Annotated in this window: 24 protein-coding genes; 1 reads left to right on the top strand and 23 read right to left on the bottom strand. The window is 36.6% G+C overall.

What is annotated here, in order from left to right; all coding sequences use genetic code 11:
* Window positions 1–114: 114 nt before the first annotated feature.
* From ACYVEC_RS25680 to ACYVEC_RS25625, 12 genes are all read right to left on the bottom strand, one after another.
* The gene (locus ACYVEC_RS25680) at window positions 115–573 is read right to left on the bottom strand and encodes a GNAT family N-acetyltransferase (RefSeq protein ID WP_063222885.1); all 459 of its coding nucleotides are present in this window, start codon (window positions 571–573) and stop codon (window positions 115–117) included.
* A 56-nt stretch (window positions 574–629) separates the two neighbouring features.
* On the bottom strand, window positions 630–1,136 hold the full coding sequence (locus ACYVEC_RS25675) for a GNAT family N-acetyltransferase (RefSeq protein ID WP_063222884.1): 507 nt from the start codon (window positions 1,134–1,136) through the stop codon (window positions 630–632).
* A 308-nt stretch (window positions 1,137–1,444) separates the two neighbouring features.
* The gene (locus ACYVEC_RS25670) at window positions 1,445–1,837 is read right to left on the bottom strand and encodes a hypothetical protein (RefSeq protein ID WP_063222883.1); all 393 of its coding nucleotides are present in this window, start codon (window positions 1,835–1,837) and stop codon (window positions 1,445–1,447) included.
* Entirely contained in the window at window positions 1,804–2,622 is an 819-nt protein-coding gene (locus ACYVEC_RS25665; RefSeq protein ID WP_063222882.1) for an ABC transporter ATP-binding protein, read from the bottom strand. Before ACYVEC_RS25665 ends, ACYVEC_RS25670 begins: the two co-directional genes overlap by 34 nt.
* The gene (locus ACYVEC_RS25660; protein WP_063222881.1) at window positions 2,609–3,637 is read right to left on the bottom strand and encodes a FecCD family ABC transporter permease; all 1,029 of its coding nucleotides are present in this window, start codon (window positions 3,635–3,637) and stop codon (window positions 2,609–2,611) included. The genes ACYVEC_RS25665 and ACYVEC_RS25660 overlap by 14 nt, the downstream gene beginning before the upstream one ends.
* 5 nt (window positions 3,638–3,642) lie before the next feature.
* Window positions 3,643–4,590 carry an ABC transporter substrate-binding protein gene (locus tag ACYVEC_RS25655; RefSeq protein ID WP_275719419.1) on the bottom strand — a complete coding sequence of 316 codons (948 nt, stop codon included), beginning with the start codon at window positions 4,588–4,590 and terminating at the stop codon, window positions 3,643–3,645.
* 156 nt (window positions 4,591–4,746) lie between these two features.
* Window positions 4,747–4,974, bottom strand: coding sequence for a YrhC family protein (locus tag ACYVEC_RS25650; protein ID WP_063222879.1), 228 nt, complete (start codon window positions 4,972–4,974; stop codon window positions 4,747–4,749).
* A 126-nt stretch (window positions 4,975–5,100) separates the two neighbouring features.
* The gene (gene adhE / locus ACYVEC_RS25645; protein ID WP_063222878.1) at window positions 5,101–7,704 is read right to left on the bottom strand and encodes a bifunctional acetaldehyde-CoA/alcohol dehydrogenase; all 2,604 of its coding nucleotides are present in this window, start codon (window positions 7,702–7,704) and stop codon (window positions 5,101–5,103) included.
* A gap of 261 nt (window positions 7,705–7,965) precedes the next feature.
* Window positions 7,966–9,099, bottom strand: coding sequence for a bifunctional cystathionine gamma-lyase/homocysteine desulfhydrase (locus ACYVEC_RS25640; protein WP_063222877.1), 1,134 nt, complete (start codon window positions 9,097–9,099; stop codon window positions 7,966–7,968).
* Between the two features lie 3 nt (window positions 9,100–9,102).
* Entirely contained in the window at window positions 9,103–10,026 is a 924-nt protein-coding gene (locus ACYVEC_RS25635; RefSeq protein ID WP_063222876.1) for an O-acetylserine dependent cystathionine beta-synthase, read from the bottom strand.
* 82 nt (window positions 10,027–10,108) lie between these two features.
* The gene (gene mtnN, locus ACYVEC_RS25630; protein WP_063222875.1) at window positions 10,109–10,804 is read right to left on the bottom strand and encodes a 5'-methylthioadenosine/S-adenosylhomocysteine nucleosidase; all 696 of its coding nucleotides are present in this window, start codon (window positions 10,802–10,804) and stop codon (window positions 10,109–10,111) included.
* A gap of 15 nt (window positions 10,805–10,819) precedes the next feature.
* The gene (locus ACYVEC_RS25625; RefSeq protein ID WP_063222874.1) at window positions 10,820–11,458 is read right to left on the bottom strand and encodes a class I SAM-dependent methyltransferase; all 639 of its coding nucleotides are present in this window, start codon (window positions 11,456–11,458) and stop codon (window positions 10,820–10,822) included.
* Window positions 11,459–11,594: 136 nt separating this feature from the next.
* Between ACYVEC_RS25625 and ACYVEC_RS25620 the strand changes: the two genes are divergently transcribed.
* Window positions 11,595–11,810 carry a YrzA family protein gene (locus tag ACYVEC_RS25620; RefSeq protein ID WP_000010984.1) on the top strand — a complete coding sequence of 72 codons (216 nt, stop codon included), beginning with the start codon at window positions 11,595–11,597 and terminating at the stop codon, window positions 11,808–11,810.
* 35 nt (window positions 11,811–11,845) lie between these two features.
* On the opposite strand, the gene ACYVEC_RS25615 is transcribed toward ACYVEC_RS25620, so the two are convergent.
* From ACYVEC_RS25615 to ACYVEC_RS25565, 11 genes are all read right to left on the bottom strand, one after another.
* Window positions 11,846–12,493: a YrrS family protein gene (locus ACYVEC_RS25615; RefSeq protein WP_060632351.1), complete on the bottom strand. Its 648-nt coding sequence runs from the start codon at window positions 12,491–12,493 to the stop codon at window positions 11,846–11,848.
* Between the two features lie 116 nt (window positions 12,494–12,609).
* Window positions 12,610–14,364, bottom strand: coding sequence for a peptidoglycan D,D-transpeptidase FtsI family protein (locus tag ACYVEC_RS25610; protein WP_063222873.1), 1,755 nt, complete (start codon window positions 14,362–14,364; stop codon window positions 12,610–12,612).
* 92 nt (window positions 14,365–14,456) lie between these two features.
* Window positions 14,457–14,933: a transcription elongation factor GreA gene (greA, locus tag ACYVEC_RS25605; protein WP_063222872.1), complete on the bottom strand. Its 477-nt coding sequence runs from the start codon at window positions 14,931–14,933 to the stop codon at window positions 14,457–14,459.
* 279 nt (window positions 14,934–15,212) lie between these two features.
* On the bottom strand, window positions 15,213–15,851 hold the full coding sequence (gene udk / locus ACYVEC_RS25600) for a uridine kinase (RefSeq protein ID WP_000537079.1): 639 nt from the start codon (window positions 15,849–15,851) through the stop codon (window positions 15,213–15,215).
* 17 nt (window positions 15,852–15,868) lie between these two features.
* Complete coding sequence (locus ACYVEC_RS25595; RefSeq protein WP_000217970.1) at window positions 15,869–17,149, bottom strand: peptidase U32 family protein; 1,281 nt, start codon at window positions 17,147–17,149, stop codon at window positions 15,869–15,871.
* Window positions 17,150–17,167: 18 nt separating this feature from the next.
* Window positions 17,168–18,097 carry a peptidase U32 family protein gene (locus ACYVEC_RS25590; RefSeq protein ID WP_063222871.1) on the bottom strand — a complete coding sequence of 310 codons (930 nt, stop codon included), beginning with the start codon at window positions 18,095–18,097 and terminating at the stop codon, window positions 17,168–17,170.
* 7 nt (window positions 18,098–18,104) lie between these two features.
* Complete coding sequence (locus ACYVEC_RS25585; protein ID WP_063222870.1) at window positions 18,105–18,746, bottom strand: O-methyltransferase; 642 nt, start codon at window positions 18,744–18,746, stop codon at window positions 18,105–18,107.
* Window positions 18,747–18,948: 202 nt separating this feature from the next.
* Complete coding sequence (gene mltG / locus ACYVEC_RS25580; RefSeq protein ID WP_063222869.1) at window positions 18,949–20,019, bottom strand: endolytic transglycosylase MltG; 1,071 nt, start codon at window positions 20,017–20,019, stop codon at window positions 18,949–18,951.
* 219 nt (window positions 20,020–20,238) lie between these two features.
* Window positions 20,239–20,517, bottom strand: coding sequence for a DUF1292 domain-containing protein (locus ACYVEC_RS25575; protein WP_000392245.1), 279 nt, complete (start codon window positions 20,515–20,517; stop codon window positions 20,239–20,241).
* A gap of 12 nt (window positions 20,518–20,529) precedes the next feature.
* Window positions 20,530–20,943, bottom strand: coding sequence for a Holliday junction resolvase RuvX (ruvX, locus tag ACYVEC_RS25570; protein ID WP_063222868.1), 414 nt, complete (start codon window positions 20,941–20,943; stop codon window positions 20,530–20,532).
* Window positions 20,944–20,946: 3 nt separating this feature from the next.
* Entirely contained in the window at window positions 20,947–21,213 is a 267-nt protein-coding gene (locus ACYVEC_RS25565; protein WP_000348590.1) for an IreB family regulatory phosphoprotein, read from the bottom strand.

Here is a 21,213-nt window from a genome sequence, read left to right as displayed (position 1 = left end):
AATAATAAACAGAATTTTCTTTTATTTTATCATAAAATGAGTCTCAATTTATTTTCTATTATAAAAAGAATGAAAAATACTTATAACTGTACTTATTCTTTGTCTTTCGCTCTTTTACCGGTGCCCATCTCTTTTGGCAATTTGGTATCCATAGTACGCACATGTTCCATTTCTTGATAACTCTCTTACCTCAAAACCACAACTTCTATAAAAATCAAAATTACTCGCAGATGTGTGCGCAAACCAGTCGCCATGTGGTAGCTTTTGTAAACAAAGGGCGACAAGTTTCTTACCTAGTCCCTTCCCTCTATATTCACACTTCACAACTAAATTTACTATATTCGCGACCATGATTCCATCAGAAATGACTCTAACCATAGCAATCATCTCTTCTTCATCCCAAATTGTGAATGCCCATGTTGAATTTTCAAATGCTATCGTGAATTTTTCAATTTGCCAAGAAGGGATATTATCATTACTCCAACCGGCATCTTCGAATAAAGTTTTAATTGCATATGCAGGTACACCATTCGTTCCCTCACGAATAATAAGTCCATTATGGTAAATATACATGTAATCCCCCCTTTATTTTTATATACCATTCTTCAAAAGATGCAATTTACCTTTTTTCATCCAACGCGCTTAATGGAATACACGAGAACATCCATCCCATGAAATGAAGTTGTTTTCTCATAACTAAGCCCTGTTTTTCTAGCAACAAAGATTGAGGCAGGGTGGTCCGGATTAATAAGAGAAACTAATTTATTCATTCGTAACGCTTGAAAGCCATAGTCTCGAAATGCTGCCGCTGCTTCTTTCGCATACCCTTTTCCCCAATACTTAGGTAATAACCAATAACCAATTTCAATTTCCTCTTTCCCATCTATCTGCTGCTTTACTAATCCTGCATGACCAATTCGTATTCCCGTTTCCTTTTCAATCAATACAAATAAACCGAGACCGTTTTTATAGCTAGGGATCACCCATTCCTCCAAACTTTTTTTACATTGCATATATGTTTTTAACGTCCCATTTCCAATATAGCGCATTACCTTCTCATTTCCCCATAGTGAAGCATAGAACTGTAAATCATCCATTGTATATTTGCGAATTTGTAAACGATCTGTATGAAACATCTTTTTCTCCTTCCCACTAATTTGTACTTAACTACACGATCATGTTTTGTATATATACTAAATGTTACTATCTATTATAAATGAACTAACGGAAAAATGCAGAATATTCAATCTATCAAGAGTTTAAAAAAGGCAGTAGACAAATATTGTCTACTGCATCCATATCATAACTAGCATACAGAAAACTACAATTGAGGGGGGTGTAGGATTTTCAAATATACTAGATACTTATCCCGTTCTAACGGGCGGTAAACTTTTCAATTATATGAAAGTGAAAAGTTTACCGCACATAAGAACCTTTGCGGTCATTAAGAGAGCACCGTTAAGTACTCAAATACACGCTGTGCTTTTTCTCCACCCATTCGTGCATGTTGAAGAAGGGAAATACCGTGGGGACCAGGTGCACGTAATGCTTCTGGTTGTGCTACTAAAATAGCTTGTACGACTTCTAATTCTCCAAGCATAGCAGCTGCGAAAATATCCATTCGAGCACCTTTTTCTAATAAATAAAGAGCAATATCTTTACGACCTACATGTGCTGCTCCTAACGCACTTTCCCAATCTGATCCGTCCCAATTGTAAGAAGCATGAAGTAAGCTTGGCGATTCAGCCAACAGTTCTTGTACTTTCTCTAAATCTCCATGAGCTGCCATAACAAATTCCCTTACTAACTCAGTGGTAACACGTTCTTCTGTTCGCATCTTGTTCCTCCTCTTTTAGAAATTCGTTTCGGTGTAAAAAATGGCTTGTCGCTTCCTTGAAAAATATCTACATCTATACCAAATACATGTTGAAACATTTCATGACATAATACTTCTTCTGGTATACCGTCATACTGAATCTTCCCTTGCCTTAATACGAGTAAGCGATCACTATATTGAGCAGCTTGGTTAATGTCATGTAAAACCATTATAATTGTCATTCCAAACTCCTCGTTTAATCGTTTCACAAGTTCCATTACTTCCAACTGATGTACGATATCTAAAAAGGTTGTTGGCTCATCCAATAATAAGACATTTGTACGTTGTGCTAGCGTCATTGCAATCCAGGCACGTTGTCTTTCTCCTCCTGATAAAGATTGTAAAAGACGATATTCATACCCTTCAAGATTTGTAACAGACAATGCCCAATCAACAATTTCTTCATCTTCTTTATTTAAGCGGCTACTCCATGATTTATGGGGGCCTCTTCCGAATTCAATTAGTTCTTTCACGGTTAAATCTAATTGATGATCATGCATTTGTGGTAACATCGCTAATTGCTTCGCTACATCTGCACTTTTCATCTTATGAATACTTTTTCCATCTAAAATGATATCCCCTTCGCTTTGTTTAAGTAATCTTGCCATTAAACGAAGCAAAGTAGATTTCCCCGATCCATTCGGTCCAATTAAACTAACGACCTCTCCAGCTTTAATATGTACATTCATATTTTGCATTTGAAATCTTTCAGAATGTGCGTAAAACACTTTGTTAACGGAAATCACGTTGTTTTCCTCCTCTATGAATTAAATATAAGAAGAACGGACCACCTAAGAAGGATAATAAAATACCTACAGGTAATTCAATTGGATCGAACCAACTTCGAGCTATCGCATCCGCAAAAACAAGTAATATCCCTCCGCCAAGGCATGATAATGGCAGTAAATATTTATAGTCATTTCCAACCAATAAACGTAACATATGTGGTACGACCAGACCGACAAATCCAATAAGACCAGAAACACTAACTGCAATTCCAGCTAATAATGTGCTTACTACTATTAAATAAAAACGGCTTCTCTCCACGTTATGACCTAATAATTTCGCCATTTCATCTCCAAGCATTAATACTCGAATATGTTTAATACCAAAGAAGGCTAATATAATAGCGAATATTGCATAATAAATAATCATGTTTAAATGTGCCCAACTTACACCACCAATGCCGCCCGCTAACCACGGTAACACGGATTGTACTTTGTCACTATGTAATAACATTAATGCTGACGTCGCTGCACCAATTAATGCATTAATTGACACACCTACTAAGACAATTCTTGAAGGTGGTGCCCCTTTTTGCCATGATAAAGCATAAATGACCATCGCCGTTATGAAAGCTCCTAAAAACGCCCCGAGCGGTAAAAAAGCCATATGCTGAGGGAATAAAATCATAATTACAATTGCTACAAGGCCTGCTCCAGATGAAACTCCGATAATACCAGGGTCTGCAAGAGGATTTCTCATAACTCCTTGTAGTAATGCACCAGATGTAGCTAAACATATCCCTACTATAAACCCAACGAGCACTCTTGGTATACGAAGGTCCCATACAATTCGATGAACTGTCGAACCCTCATCTTGTATCCCTGTTAGAATATCTCGTAAAGAAAAGGATAAGCTTCCTGCGAAAAGGCCGTAAAAAAGACCTAAGATCGTTAATACAACTAAACTAACTGCTATTATCCATCTTTTTTTCGCAAAAGGATGTTCCTTTCCCCTTACTACTTCACTACTTTCCATACTTATCATTTCCTTACATCTTGTATACTTTTATACATAAAGTCCATCGCTTCTGTAACTTTTGTTCCAGGATTAGATCCAAATAAATCAGGTGGCAAAATAACTACACGATTTTGTTTTACTGCATCTAAATTTTTCCACGCTTCATTTTTCATCATTTCGCCTTCAAATGCTTTTTTAACGCTATTTGGATCTCCATGTGTAATTAAATAAATCACATCTGGATTTGCCTCAATAATACGTTCTACGCTGAGCTGTGCATATTGCGGATATTCCTTCATTTCTGTAAAATCAGCTGCAATATTTTTCCCGCCTGTCTTTTCTAAAATATCACCTGATAAAGATGTTGGTAATGCTGCTAAATATGTACCTGGTGCTCCATACACTAGCAATGCTTTCACATCGCTCTTTTTCTCATATTTCTTTATTTGATCATTAATTTTTTGGTTAAGTTCTTTTGCTTTATCTTCTTTCTTCATTATCGTTCCATATAGCTCAATATTCTTTTGAATATCTTGTACAGAATTTGCAGAAGAAATCATTACTTTCGTTCCTTGTCTTTCAACCGTTGGAACGTTCTTTTGGAATCCATTGTTAGCAATAAGTACATCAGGCTTTACACTAGCAATTTGCTCAAAATTCGGCTGATGTGCGTTCCCAATTACTTGTATTTTCTTTACATCCTCTGGAAGAGTTATTTTTGCATCTGGACGACCTACTATTTTTCCACCTAAAGCATGAATTATATCCATATCTCCCATACTCAACGTAGCAAAACTTTCTGGCGCCTTATCGAATGTTACCTTCCTTCCTGACAGATCCGTAACTTCGATTTTCTCTTTTCCTTTTTCCGTTTTTGTTGCCGATGCTGTTTCGTCTCCTTTTGCACTGCAACCTATTAATAAGAAAAAAATTGATAAAATCGCTGTGAATAGCGTAATAGATTTATTCATCCTTTCACCTCTAACTGATAATGATAATCATTAACTACTATTCTACTTTAATTGATAAGGATTATCATTGTCAATATGAAACGCATACATTTTCTAGAAAAAACAAAAAGCGTTACAAAAAAATTCCTTCTTTTTGTAACGCTCTATTTATCAGTATTATTCACATTCGTTTCCCTCTAACTCGTCTCGCATCACTTTCACACGCTGAAAGAAAAAGAAGGATAAACCTAAAAATATAACGATGCTCCCCATCATAACAAAAGGTTGTAATGTTTCTTTTGCTCCATTCGGAATCAATAAGCCAACCATTAACAATGTACTTACAGCGAGAAGAATTTGTCCGAACCGAGTATAATCTTCTATTTTTTCTTGTAATTCTTTCATTATATTCTCACTCCTCCATTTCACTGTATCATATTCTATTAAACTTAAAGACAAGTAAATACAGCCATTCTGGGAGATGTTTTCCAAAAGAAAAAGAGCCGCTTTATTGCGACTCTTTCATAACCATTACTCACCTTTATATGCTTCCATATAAATTTCTTTTAGCTCTGAAATGAGAGGTAATTTTGGATTAGCTGTTGTACATTGATCTTCAAAAGCTCTTTCTGCTAATAATCCAACAACCTCTTCAAATTGATCTTTAGCAACTCCTTGTCCTGCAATACTCATATTTATATTTAAACTTTTTCCAAGCTCAATAATTGCTTTAACGAGTGATTCCACACCTTCTGCTGTTGAACGTGCTGGAAGCCCGAGCATTCTCGCAATATGTGCATAACGTTCATCAGCTACAAAGTGCTCATATTTTGGGAACAATGCGTGTTTTCTTGGCTTAATAGCATTATAGCGAACTACGTGTGGCATAAGAATTGCATTCGCACGTCCATGCGGAATATGGAATTCCGGCCCAATTTTATGTGCTAAACTGTGATTAATACCTAGAAACGCATTTGCAAATGCCATCCCTGCGATTGCAGAAGCATTATGCATTTTTTCTCGTGCTTCTTCATCATTTCCATCTTTAAATGCTCTTGGTAAATATTTAAATACGAGATCAATGGCCTTTAATGCTAATCCATCTGTATAGTCATTTGCCAGAACAGACACATACGCCTCTATTGCATGCGTCAATACGTCCATCCCAGTGTCTGCTGTTACATGTGGCGGTACTGTCATTACAAATTGTGGATCTACAATTGCTACATCTGGCGTTAATTCATAATCTGCAAGTGGATACTTTATATTATTTTTCTTATCTGTAATAACCGCAAATGGTGTCACTTCTGATCCTGTTCCTGATGTTGTTGGAATGGCAACAAACTGCGCCTTACTTCCTAATTCCGGATATTTACATGTACGTTTTCTTATATCTAAAAACTTTTGTTTAATTCCATAGAATGTTGCTTCTGGGTGCTCATAGAAAAGCCACATCCCTTTCGCTGCATCCATAGCTGAACCTCCACCAAGTGCGATAATGACATCCGGCTTAAAACTTCTCATCATTTCCGCACCTTTAAAAACAGTTTCATCTGATGGATCTGGCTCGACCTCAAAGAAAACTTCAACTTTCACATCATTTGCATGTTTACGTAAATAGTGCGCGACTGTATCTACATATCCGTGCTCAACCATTCCCGGATCCGTTACAATAAATGCACGTGAAATGTTAGGCATACTTGCTAAATATGCCGTCGCATGTTTTTCAAAATAAATTTTTGGTGGTAATTTGAACCACTGCATATTCTTTTTTCTATTTGCCAACCTTTTTATATTTAATAAATGCGTCGCTGTTACGTTTTGAGAAACTGAGTTTTTCCCATACGAGCCGCAGCCAAGCGTAAGTGATGGAATAAACCCATTATATATGTCACCGATTCCTCCTTGTGATGAAGGGGCATTTACAATAAGGCGGCAAGCTTTCATGCGTAATCCAAATTGCTTTTGCACTTCTTTATTTACAGAATGAATGACTGCTGAATGTCCTAAACCACCGAGGCTTAACATTTCTTCGCAATATGTAAATCCTTCTTCTAATGAATTTGCTTTTACACAAGCTAATACTGGACTCAATTTCTCACGAGATAGTGGATATGCTGCTCCGATACCTTGTATTTCAGCTACAAGCATTTTTGTATTTTCAGGTACAGCAATTCCAACTAATTCGGCAATATACTGTGCTGATTTCCCTACAATATCACTATTTACTGCACATGTATTTTCATTAATAACGAGCTTTTCTAATTTTCTTCTCTCTTCCTCGGTTACAAAGTAACAATCATTTGCAATCATTTCTGTTTTCACATCATCATAAATTTCCTTGTCTACAATGATTGCTTGTTCTGATGCACAAATCATACCGTTATCAAACGTTTTTGATAAAATCAAATCATTAACCGCTCGTTTTATATGCGCTGATTTCTCTATATAACACGGTACATTACCAGGACCTACACCTAGCGCTGGTTTTCCAGTAGAATAAGCTGATTTCACCATACCTGCTCCTCCAGTTGCCAAAACAAGCGCAACACCTTCATGGTTCATTAATTGTTTCGTTGCTTCGACAGAAGGTTTTTCAATCCACTGAATACAATGTTTTGGTGCCCCCGCCTTCACCGCTGCATCGTATACTGTTTTCGCGGCTGCAATAGAACAGTTTTGTGCTGAAGGATGAAATGCGAAAATAATTGGATTTCTCGTTTTTATCGCGATTAATGCTTTAAACATTGTTGTCGATGTCGGATTCGTTACCGGCGTTACCCCAGCTACTACACCAACAGGTTCCGCAATTTCTATTATTTCTTCATGAGGATCTTCGTGAATAATCCCTACTGTTTTATCTTTCTTTATGCTATGCCAAATATATTCAGTAGCAAAAATATTTTTAATGCATTTATCTTCGTATACACCACGCCCTGTTTCTTCAACAGCCAACTTTGCAAGTGGCATATGTTGATCAACACCTGCTAATGCCATTTCATGAACAATGTTGTCAATTTGCTCTTGTGTAAAACTTTCTAATGCTTGTAAAGCCTTCCGACCGTTATTCACTAACGTATCAATCATCTCTTTTACTTCCTGCATTTCATTTACAACTTTCTCTTTGACTACCATGTAAATTCCTCCTATTCTGCTATCTTGGACTAAATAAGACCCTATAGGTCATCACAAGTCCCGATTAGCGCAAAAAAAATAGAGTTGCTTTCCTACATGAACTTCATTGTTTGTGAAATATTTCACAAGTTTGTTCGTGAGTAACACTTCATGAATTCAATATACATGAAATCATTTCATTTGTGTATGTCTATTTTGTGAAAACTTTCACAAAATAGACATAATAAAAACGCACTGCTCTATATTAGCAGTGCATTTTTACTATGCTAATGCTTGTGCTAAATCTTCAATTAAATCTTCACCGTCTTCAATACCGACAGAAATTCGAATTAATGTATCTGTAATTCCTAATTCTTTGCGACGATCTGCCGGGATTGATGCATGTGTCATTTGAGATGGAATAGAAATTAAACTTTCTACTGCTCCTAAACTTTCAGCAAGTGTAAAGTATTGCAATTTCTCAAGTACTTTATTTAATGTCTCTTCGCTATCTACATCAAATGAGATAATTGCACCAAATCCATTTGCTTGCTCTGTTGCTAGTTCATGGTTTTGATGTGATGCAAGACCTGGATAATATACTTTATTTACTTTTGGATGGTTATTTAAAAACTCAGCAATAGCGCGTGAATTCGTTTCATGTTCCTCCATACGAATTCCTAATGTTTTTAAACCGCGAAGTAGTAAGAAGCTGTCTTGTGGTCCAAGAATACCTCCTGTTGAGTTTTGTACAAAGTGCAGGTCTTCTGCTAGTTGTGGGCTATTTACAACTACTAGACCTGCCACTACATCACTATGACCTCCTAAATATTTCGTTGCACTATGAAGCACAATATCTGCTCCTAAAGAAATCGGCGACTGCCAATATGGCGTCATGAATGTGTTATCAATAATTGTTAATAAGTCTTTCTCTTTAGCAAGAGTAGAGATTTTCTTAATATCAGTAATTTTTAGTAGTGGGTTCGTTGGTGTTTCTACATAAATTGCTTTCGTATTTGGACGAATCGCTTCTTCAACTTCTTCTAGATTTGTTGTATCTACAAATGTATGTTCAATACCGAAGCGATTTAATACTTTCGTAATAACGCGATACGTTCCGCCATACACATCATCTGTTAAAAGAACGTGGTCACCTTTTGAGAACAACATAATTGTCGCTGTAATAGCAGCCATTCCTGAACCAAATGCAAATCCAGCATGACCATTTTCTAATACAGCAATCATTTCTTCTAAAGCAGCACGTGTTGGGTTGCCTGTACGTGAATATTCATATCCTTGATGCTTACCAACTGCTTCTTGTTTGTACGTACTTGTTTGATAAATCGGTACGTTTACAGATCCAGTTGAAGGTTCTCCTATGCGAATACCATGAATTAACTTTGTCTTTGCTCTCATTTTTTATTCCCATCCTTTGTATATGTCTTTACTTAAATAGCGCTCACTACTATCAGGAAAAATCGTTATAATATTTGTACCTGGCGCCGCTTTCTCTGCTTCAAGTAAGCTTGCATGAAATGCTGCTCCTGAAGAGCTTCCAACGAGAAGTCCTTCCTTCTGCGCTAATTCTTTCACTCGTAAAAATGCATTTCGATCAGAAATTGTATGAATTTCATCAAAATAAGATGTTTTCAAAAATGGCGGGATGAATTCAAGGCCAATCCCTTCTGTTTCATGTGAGCCGGCTTTACCACCATTTAAAATGGATCCTTCTGGTTCCACAATAACCGTTTTTATATCTATATTTTTTTCTTTCAAATAAGATGCAGTCCCCATAAATGTACCACCAGTTCCTGCTCCTGCAACAAATATGTTAATCTCTCCGTTAAGTGCATCCCAAAGTTCAGGACCTAGTGTTTTGAAATAAGCACGAGGGTTTGCTTCATTTGCAAACTGACTTGGAGAGTATGAATTCGGTATTTCATTTACTAGCTCTTTGGCTTTTGCTATTGCGCCGGTCATTCCTTGCTCAGTCGGTGTATGCACGACCGTTGCACCTAGTGCTTTCATTAATTCTTGCTTTTCAATACTAAATTTCTCTGGTACACAAACAATAACGCGTAAATCATGTTCTAACGCTGCAAGTGCCAGTCCAATACCAGTATTTCCAGCAGTCGCTTCAATAATTGTTCCGCCATCTGTAACAAGCCCTTTTTCGAGCGCATCTTCAATTAATTCTCTTCCTAAGCGATCCTTAACGCTTCCACCTGGGTTATAAAATTCAAGCTTCGCAAATAAACGGACCCCTTCTGGAAGTGAAAAACGAGTAATTTCTACAATTGGTGTATGACCAATTAACTCATGAACTCCACGATATACATTCATCGTGTTCTCCCCCTTATTTGCCAATAAAGAAAAGGCAACTGTATGTATTTTCTTTATATGAGACAGTTGCCTTTTTGTTACATTACTTTAACTCTTCTAATACTTTTACGATAAAGTTTGTAGAATGAAGAGCTGCTTGATCTAAAAATTGATCAAATGAAACATTTGATTCTTTACCAGCAATATCAGAAAGTGCACGAATAATAACAAACGGAACTTCATATTGGTGGCATACTTGTGCAACAGCTGCTGCTTCCATTTCTACTGCATAAAGATCTTTAAATTTATCACGAATGGCTGCAACGCGGTCCGGATCACTCATAAATGAATCGCCTGTTGCAATCATACCTTTTACAACTTGAATACTTTCTTCTGTTTGCATACATTTCTCAGCTAATGCAACTAATGCTTCATCAGCCTTGAATCCAGGCGGCATTCCTGGTACTTGACCATATTCATAGTTAAATGCTGTTACATCTACGTCATGATGACGAACTTCTGTTGAAATCACTACATCTCCAACATTTAGAGAATGATGGAATCCACCAGCTGAACCAGTATTAATTACTTTTTCAGGCTTATATTTTTCTAATAAAATTGTCGTTGACATCGCTGCGTTTACTTTACCAATACCAGACTTTAACAAGATGACTTCATGTCCTGCTAATTGTCCTTTCGTAAATTCACAACCCGCAACCGTTTCTGTTTCTGCTTGTTCTAATTTGTCACGTAAAATACGTACTTCTTCTTCCATTGCTCCAATTACAGCAATTCTCAATCTAATTCCCTCTTTCTATCGCTTAGTTGCCTCCATTACCCAAACGAAATGATTTAATCTCGTAAACGTTACATGGAAGCCATTGTTTTCAAAAATAGATTGCATGACTGGAATACGTGTATAGTATTCTGTTTGCAAATCGTTTGCTAAATCGTGAAAACCTCTTTGTTTTGCTGCTTCAACAGTTTTATCATATGCATCTTGATCTGCAAATATCGTATCAGCAAACACTATTTTACCACCTTTGTTTAGTAATTGACTATACTTCGCAATCGCTACATTTTTTTCATCATCTGTTAAATGATGAAATGCATAGGTGCTTACAATGGTATCAATTGAATTTGGGACTTCAAACGAAAGAAAATCACCTTCTGTAATGGAAAACTCTTGCGGTAATTTCTCTTTTGCAATCATGCGCATTTCACGTGACGGTTCTATACCGTAAACTGTGCGGCCAGCAAGTAATAATTTATTTGTTAAATTACCTGTACCAACACCAAATTCTAATACATGACCAAATGACTTGTTAACTACATCCTCTAGAATGTCCTCATAATGGGCGAAAACTTCTTTATATTGTATATCTTCGCCTTGTACGAATGAGTCGTACGTATGAGCCCACTCATCAAATAAACCATTAAATTCTGTCCCCATAAAAATTCCCCTTTTTCTTATCGGTTTTATCAGTATGATATTCCCTCTTTCTAAAAATGTCAATTGAAATGTACATGGTATTTCCTTCTTTTCTTTGTTACACTATAGTTGATTACATAGGAGAGGGGCCGTCTTCATGTCATTTACCTTTGAAATGTTAGAAGATAAAGTAGAATTTTTTGAAGCGGGAGACTTAGCTTCTTTAGAACGAAAAATTAGTGAACAAATCGATAATAATAAAGCACTTATGCTTGAAGTTCATCACATCTCACATCAAATGGTTATGGATCCCGAAAGCAAAAGACCGTATTATAGCGCGGTTGTTCATTTTAAATTAAAGAAATTACGCTAACAAAAAAGAGAAGCTCCTAAGGAGCTTCTCTTTTTTTAGTTTAGAGTTTGAACAAGTACTGGTTTCCAGCCCTCATTATCTACCCAATCAATATTTACATAATATCTTTTACCCGATTGTTTATCTTGTACGTTACCGTAAGCTTTATTTTTACCGTTATTTCCGATTCGATGAATAACTAATTGCTCTACTGGAACGTCAATTGCAGCTGAAATCGCTTGATTCATCTCATTCCAATCTGCTGTACCTTTTTTAAACGTCATCGCAGGTGTTGCACCTTGCTCTGTACCTACTGGCTTCCAAGAAGATTTCGTATAAGCGTCAGTTGCCTTTGGCTGTGTTTTTTCAGCTGCTACTTTCTCGTTAGCCTTCGCTTCTTCTTCAGCTTTTTTCTGTTCTTCTTCAGCCTTTAGCTTCTCTTCTTCTTCTTTCTTAGCCTCTGCCTTCTCTTGTTCATTCTTCTTCGTCTCTTCTTTGCCCTTAGCTTTCTCAGCTTTATTCTCTTTCGTTGTTTGCTGAGCTACTTTTTTGTCACTAGAAGACGCTTGTTCTTTTCTTTCAGGAACAAACAATTGATATGATACAATAGCTACTAATATTAATACAATTGCGATTGCAATATTTAAAACACCGTTTTGACGACGTTTTTGTTGTTTCTGTTGGAATCTAGATCCTCCTGCCATTCTTCAAACCCCCATGCAGTTTTTCATACTTGCTATTGTAACATTAAATCTAGAAAGGTTGAACATTTACAATAATATTTTCACGAAATGAAAACATTTCACTATGAATTGCAAGATTACTTTCCATTCTCTAATTGATGGATTGATTCTACAATAGCTTTGAAAATAGGTGTAACTGTATTTACCTTGCTATTCGTTTCTATATCCACGACAACTAAAGCATATCTTGGATTTTCATATGGAAAATAGCCCGCAAACCAACGATTCGCTTTCGCCCCTTTTCCTGTTTGCGCTGTCCCAGATTTTCCGGCAACACTTAGCGGCAATGATTGGAATGCTGCTCCTGTTCCTTTCTCCGTTGTTACAACACTCCTTAATAACTCTTGTAATGTTTTCACTGTTTCATACGAAAGCTGTTTTCCACCTAATGTATGGTCTTCAAATGTATAAAAGTCCGTTCCATTTTTATACATTATTTTTTCAACAGCTTTCACTTCCATCTTTTCTCCGCCTCTAGCAATTGTCGCCATCATATTTGCAATCGCTAGAGGTGACATACGTACATCTTTCTGTCCAATTGCTGTTTGCGCTACCGCTTTTTTACTATTCTTATTTCCTTCATTCCCCCAGATCGTAACACTCTTCTCCTCTGACATTTGCTCAAAATGAGGTGTATGAAATACAGGACCTTTCCACCCAACCTTATCAGCGGCTCCTAAAGCCGCTACGTAAGTTTCTAACACCATCTTATCCTTTTGTATCAACTCGTTACCTAACTCTGCAAATGTCCTGTTACAGCTTCTAGCAAAGCTCTCTTTAAAACTAAGTGTACCCATCATAACTTGTGGGTGGTCTTCACCATATAAATCTTTACTACAATTAAATGCGCGATTAAAAACATTTTTATTTTGATCAATCACTGCCGCTGCAACTATTGTTTTAAAAACAGAACCGGGAAAATGTGGTGTTAACATTTGATTTTCAAGCGTAGTTTTATATAAATCCTCATCTTTCACCTGTACAGATGGTTTACTGACCATCGCTAAAATTTCATTTTTCTTTACATCAAGTAACACTAATCCCCCCTTCTTTATTTCGCTTGCTTCAACCACTTCTTCTGCTTTTTGCTGTAATTCGTTATGTAAAGTAGTTTGAATCGTCACTGGGTAAAATGGATTTCCAGGCGACGTATATTTCGCTTGTTTCCCAAAAATCGGTTCTCCTTGTCTGTCCACTTGATACAATACTTTTGCCCCTCCATCGGTCAAAAGAAATTCATCAAATGATTGTTGCAATCCTGAAATGCCAATTGGCGTTTGTTTTGAAATTTTTCTTACTTCTCCGTATCGTTTTTGAAATTCCCGTTCATTCTCACCCACATCGCCAATTAAATGATTCATCACGCTAGTTTGCCGTAAACGAACTTCAGCTGCTACAATGCCTAATACATTTAATTGATTCACCTTCTCCATCTGCTCTCGTGCCAAGCGAAATGGTCCATTTCCTCTTTGCATGATAAATGCACTTTTCTTATCTTTCATTTGACTTTCAATCTCTTGTCTCGACATACCAATGATATGCGCAATTTTTTCTAACATGCCATTTTTTATTTGTAGAAATGGAAAAACAATTAACACCGGATACTTTTGCTCACCTATTTCCTTACCGTTTCGGTCTATGAAATGGCCTCGTCCATCATCTACCGTAATGGATTGCGTCCGTTGTGTAACACTTTTTTCGATTAAATTAATCTTACGATCCGTAAATGATTCCGTATCTGTAATTTGTATTTGAATTAAACGACAAAGTAATATAAACATGATACTTATAAAAAAAATTAAAACAATTGTAATTCTCCGTTTTATTTTCATAAAAAACACCTCGTCTCATGTAGTTTAGACGAGATGTTTCATCTTTTATACAAATAAAAAAATCACCCGTTTTTACACGAGTGATTTTTACGTTATTTTACAGAGATAATCTCTACTTGCATTTCTCCACCTGGTGTTTGAATTGCTACCTTCTCACCAATTTGCTTACCTAATAAACTTTTTGCGATTGGAGAATCGTTAGAAATTCTTCCTTCAAATGGATCTGCTTCTGCGCTACCTACGATTGTGTAAGCTTCTTCGTCTCCACCTGGTAACTCTTTAAATGTTACTGTTTTACCTAGTGTTACAACTGTAGACTCTTCACCATTGTCTTCAATGATAACCGCATTACGGATCATGTTTTCAAGTTGTGTAATACGCCCTTCTACGAATGCTTGCTCATCTTTCGCTGCATCGTACTCAGAGTTCTCTGAAAGATCTCCAAAGCTACGTGCAATCTTAATGCGCTCTACAACCTCTTTACGTTTTACCGTTTTTAAATCCTCAAGTTCGTTCTCTAGCTTTTGCTTACCCTCTTGCGTCATAGGGTATGTTTTTTCTGTTGCCATATTTTCCACTCCTTTTATATACCAATCCCCCGAAAAAAAAGAGGAGTTCCATATGAAAACTCCCCCACTTATATGTATAGCGGAGGTTTCTAGCACGCATGCACTAGCGGAGTTGTCACATACAACCCCGTATTCCCAATTCTTCTTTATATAAAGAAGATATGTATGGAAAGTTGATATAAATATGCCCTCACCTATATATAGATGAGGTTGCATGTTTCATTGTATTCGATAGGAAGGGAAAAAATCCCTTCCTATCGTATATCTTTTACTATGCTATTACAAATTTACTTTTTGTTCAAGAATTGTTGCAATTTTTGTAACCATAATATCAATTGCAACGTGGTTTTGTCCACCTTCAGGGATAATAATATCCGCAAACTTCTTAGAAGGCTCAATAAATTGATTGTGCATTGGACGTACAACACTTACGTATTGATCAATAACTGAATCCATCGTACGACCGCGCTCTTTAATATCACGCTGCATGCGGCGCAGGATACGAAGATCCGCATCTGTATCAACGAACAGCTTAATGTCCATTAATTCACAAAGGCGTGGGTCTTCTAAAATAAGAATTCCTTCTAAAATGATTACATCTTTCGGCTCAACTGGAATAATTTCTTCTGAACGCGTATGCAATGTATAGTCATATACAGGCTTATCAATTTGCTCATATGCAAGCAACTGCTGCAAATGTTCAATTAACAGATCATTATCAAACGCAAGCGGATGATCATAATTTGTTTTTAAACGCTCTTCCATTGGTAAATGGCTTTGATCTTTGTAATAATAATCTTGCTCTAAGATTAAAATAGAATGACCTTTAAAATGGTCAAAAATCGCTTTCGTTACACTCGTTTTACCTGATCCCGAACCACCAGCAATTCCAATTACAACAGGCTTATTCGTCCCCATTCGACTATCACTCTTTCTTATTGAAGTATGCTTTTGCGCATCATATTATTCACATACACTCGTTGATCCACTTTGAATTTCACGATTTGCAACGGATGTCTCGCTGCATCTAATTCGTTTCCATCCTCATCCCAAATTTTCTCCACCGTCTGCGTAAAGTTTTCTATTTCTGGCCCAAAGAACTCCACTTCATGTCCTGGTTTGAAATGATTACGTTGCTCAATCGTTACGATGCCCGTTTCTTCATTATAATCTAACACTAAACCAGCGAAATCATACGTTGTTTTCTTACTATGATTTCCAAACATTTGCTCTTGATGTCCTGGAACCCCTTCAAAGAATGCAGGAGCTGTATCACGATTTGCACATTTATCAAGCTCATCTAACCATTCTTGTTTAAACTCAAAGTTATCAGGATCCGCACAATATGCATCAATTACTTTACGATATACAGTCGCTACAGTTGCTACGTAATGGATAGATTTCATACGTCCTTCAACTTTTAAGCTATCGATTCCAATTTCAATCATTTTCGGAATTGATAAAATTAAATTTAAATCTTTTGGACTCATCGCAAAGTGAGCATCTTCTTCTTGGAATAGAGGAAGCTCTTTTGCATCTTTATGTTGTGATACCGTTTGAACTAAATCATAGTCCCAGCGGCAAGATTGACAACAACCACCACGGTTAGAGTCACGCGCTGTCATATGGTTACTTAACGTACATCTTCCTGAATATGCGATACACATTGCACCATGGACGAATGCTTCAATTTCAATATCCACTTTTTCTTTAATCTCTTTCATCTCTTCATAGCTTGCTTCACGAGCTAATACAAGACGATGTAAACCTTCTTCTTTCCAATACTGTGCTGCTTTCCAGTTGGATAGTGATTGTTGTGTACTTAAATGCACCTCAACAGAAGGTGCTACACGTTTACACGTCTCAATAATAAGCGGATCAGCAACGATAATTCCCGTTACGCCAGCTTTTTCAATCCCTTTTAAATATTCCTCTAGCCCGTCCATATTTTCATTATGTGCAAAGATATTTGTTGTTACATATATTTTCGCTCCATATTTCTTTGCAAATTCAACACCTTCTGCCATTTCTTCCAGTGTAAAGTTACCTGCATTCGAACGAAGACCAAATTCTTGTCCACCTAAATATACAGCATCTGCCCCATAATGGATAGCTACTTTTAATTTTTCTAAGTTACCCGCAGGGATTAACAGTTCAGGTTTCTTCACAATAACGCGTTTGCCATCGATCACTCGTGAAATTTCTTGTACAGTCATTTCCTACACCCTCCTCGTTTAGTAAACCGTCTCTTTAAAGAAGAATCCTGTATCTAACGGACGATTTACCGGTTGCATTTCTTCTATCTCTTTATATAAATCGTCTTTCACGTCATAATACGCATCACGATCTTCTACACATAGATCAATAGCTTTACGATACTTCTTCGTTACCTCAATAATGTATTCAGAGCTTTTTAGTACACCATCAATTTTTAAGCTATCTACTTCACCATCGATTAGTTCCTCTAATTCATCGATGAAACAAATATCGTTTGGACTCATAATGTGAGTACCATTTTCATCTTCATAAATTGGATATTTATTGTTACGCTCTGGGTCATATAAGAACATATTCTCTTCATATTTTTTCTTTTCAATGTCAAGATTACGTCCTTGATACTCAAAGTAGTTTCCTACTAATGAACGCTTCGATTGGAACATACAAGTCATACCGTGAATTTGCACTTCAAGTTCCACTTCAGCATTTTCTTTTAATTCAACAATTTCATCTAAGCTAAGCTCACGAGCTAATACAGCACGTTTTGCTCCTCTTTGTCCCCAGTAGTTACAAGTAAACCAGTTTGTTGCTGTTGTTTCTGTATTCCAGTGCAATTGCATATTTGGCGCTACTTCGCGGACCGCCATTAATACCGCTGGATCACCGAAAACAATTGCATCTACATGTACTTCATTTAAAAATGCAACATAGTCTGTCAATTCTTCTACTTTATCATTGTGGAACATAGCATTCATTGCTACGTATACTTTTACACCATTTTCATGTGCAATCTTCACAGCTTGTTTCACATCTTCACGTGAAAATTCCCCTGCTAAACGTAAACCAAACTTTTGCTCACCGATCATTACCGCATCTGCTCCTGCTTTCGCAAGAGGTTCGATATCCGCCACTGCTTTTGGCGTTACTAACAATTCAGGTTTTTTCATACCTTGGTCACCCTTTCTTTTTACTAACAGCAACTCCATCACCAATTGGGAAAATCGTTGTATCATATCCTTCATGGTTCATAAGCCATTCATTGTACGTCTTAATACGACGGATTAAACCACGTGTACGTCTGTTTTCAATTTTCTCTTTAGTCGTTACAAGGCCATGGTACATAACATTATCTGAAATAATTACACCGCCAGGATTTAATAACGGTTCATATAAGTCAAAAAAGCGACGATATTGTCCTTTTGCTGCATCAATAAAAATAACGTCAAATGTTCCATGTTCTTCTACTTGCTCGCCTGTTTCTAATGCATCACCGTAAATAACGGAAATACGCTCTTTAACTGGTGAACGTTCTATATATTCAAGTGCTTTTTCATATCGCTCGCGATTGCGCTCAACTGTCACAATGCGAGAATTTGGAATAGCTTGCATCATACGAATACTAGAATAGCCAATTGCTGTACCAAGCTCTAAAATGCTTTTCGGTCCAATTAAACGTAAAAATTGCAACATAAATTCCATTCCAAGTCGATCCATAATCGGCACATGATTTTCTTTCGCATAGTCTTCCATTTCAAGAATTAATTTATCTTTTGGATCAATAAATGATAATAGGTACTCGTTAACTGCATCCTCCATAATGGTCCTCCTTATTTACATGGAGAAGTGCCTCTATGACGTCTTTTCACACATAGAATGCAATAAAAATACAAGCCAGCTTCACCCTTAGCTTGTACGTCCCGTTTTGATATTAAAAACGATTCTTCTGCCAGTTTTTAACCCGATATATTTTACCACAAAAAAGAGGGATGTGCGACCTTTTTCGCTACCCCTCCCCATTTCACTGTTTTTTCGTAATATATTTTTGCTTTAATGCATTATGCTCTTCCAATGTTTTCGCATAGTACACTTCACCAGTTGGTGCAGCTAAGAAATAATAATAATCTGTTTGCGCAGGCTCTAACGCCGCTTCTACTGAATGTTTACCAGAGTTTGCGATTGGGCCAACCGGCAATCCTTTCGCAACATACGTATTGTACGGTGAGTTTATTTTTAAATCTTCGTATAATACACGTTGTTTATGCTTTCCAAGTGCGTATAATACCGTTGGATCAGTTTGCAGTGGCATACCTTTCGCTAAACGATTATAAAAGACACTAGAGATCTTTTGACGATCTGTAAAACCTGTTGCCTCTTCTTCAATAAGTGAAGACAATGTTAAAAGCTGATGAACATCCCAGTTTTTCGCTTTCATTTTTGCCTCGTTTTGAACAATGATTGCATTTGTTTTTTCAAGCATTGGAATTACAATTTCTTCTAACGTCGTATCTTTTTTATAGAAAGAGTACGTCGCAGGATATAAATAACCTTCTAATGGATATTTAATATTGCTATCAAAGATTTTATCCGTTAGTAACTTCGGATACTTTTTCTGCATTTTTTGAATAAATGCTTTATCGTTTAATTGACGTACGACATCATCTTTATTCCACTTTAATTCGTTTGCAACCGTTTCTGCAATTTCAGTTACTTGTGCCCCTTCCTTTATCGTCACTTTATAAAGAGCTGGACGATGTACATTACCAGATGACATTTGTTCTATAACATCTTTTGCATTCATTGAAGGATTTAATAAATATGTACCCGCTTGTAAATTTTTAGATTTAGCCTTTGTATAAAAACTAAAAACTGTACCGTTTTTCACAGCACCTTTTTCTTCTAAAATCTCACCAATTTTACTAGTAGATGATCCCTTTGGAATTTCTACTTCAATCTCTTTTTTATTCCCGCTGTCAACTGGTCCTAATGCGGATGAAATATACGCATAGACTGAACCACAAACTAAAAGCAGTGCAATAATCGAAAATAAAAAAATGCGTCTACGCTTCTTTTTCACTTGATTCTCTACCAAAACTCTTCCTCCTTATTCAATTGTAGGCCATATGTACATATTTCTATACAACACGATACAAAATCACAATAAACTTATCTATCATTTTTGACAGATACTTTATTTTTTCTACAATCCGTCTCATTATACTACAAAGGATTACACAGTTTCGACAAAAAATCTTTCATTTTACATATAAAAAAAGGTGGACTATATGTCGTCCACCTTTTCAATACTTAATTATTCAGCTTCTTGCTCATCAGCTAGAGTGTTGAACATTTCTTGTACCATTTCCCACTCTTCTTCAGATTCGATTGGAAGTAAACTTCCGCCCTCTTCTTCATTTTGCTCATAAGCCATTGCATCATAAATTGGGTCTCCATCTTCGTCTACTTCACCGATTGGAGAGAAGACTACGTATGATTTTTTACCGAATTTTTCAGCATCAAAAGTGAAAATAATTTCACATAAATGTTCGTTACCTTTTTCGTCTACAATTGTAATTTGATTTTCTTCCATTTTGGTCACCTCTTATTTACTATCTAAAAATCCTTGTAAGATTACGACTGCAGCCATCTTATCGATTACTTGCTTTCGCTTCTTACGACTTACATCAGCTGAAATGAGCAGACGTTCCGCTGCCATCGTTGACAAACGCTCGTCCCACATTACAACGTCTAATTGTAACAGCTCTCGTAGGTTTTCTGCAAATTGCTGGCACGCTTCACCACGTGGGCCAATTGTACCATTCATATTTTTAGGTAAACCTACTACTATTTTGTCCACATTGTACTGCTTTACTAACTCAGAAATACGGTCAAAACCAAAATTACCTCGTTCTTCGTTAATTTTAATTGTTTCTAATCCTTGTGCTGTCCAGCCCATTTCGTCGCTAATTGCAACTCCGACTGTTTTTGTACCTACATCTAAACCTAATATCCGCATAAACTACTCCTCACGATGATGTTTCAAGTAAGACTTCACAAGCTCTTCAATTAATTCATCACGTTCAAGCTTGCGAATGATGCTTCGTGCATCTTTATGGCGAGGTATGTATGCTGGGTCTCCACTTAATAAATAACCGACGATTTGGTTAATCGGATTATAGCCTTTTTCTTGAAGTGCATCATACACAGTTAAAAGTACATCATTTACATGGACACTCTGTTTTTCATCTTGAATGCTAAACTTCATTGTTTTATCAAAACCGTCCAT

Source organism: Bacillus sp. MN7755 (assembly GCF_054771475.1).
Note: the sequence above shows the minus strand (reverse complement) of the source record. Positions and strands in the feature narration are given on the sequence as shown.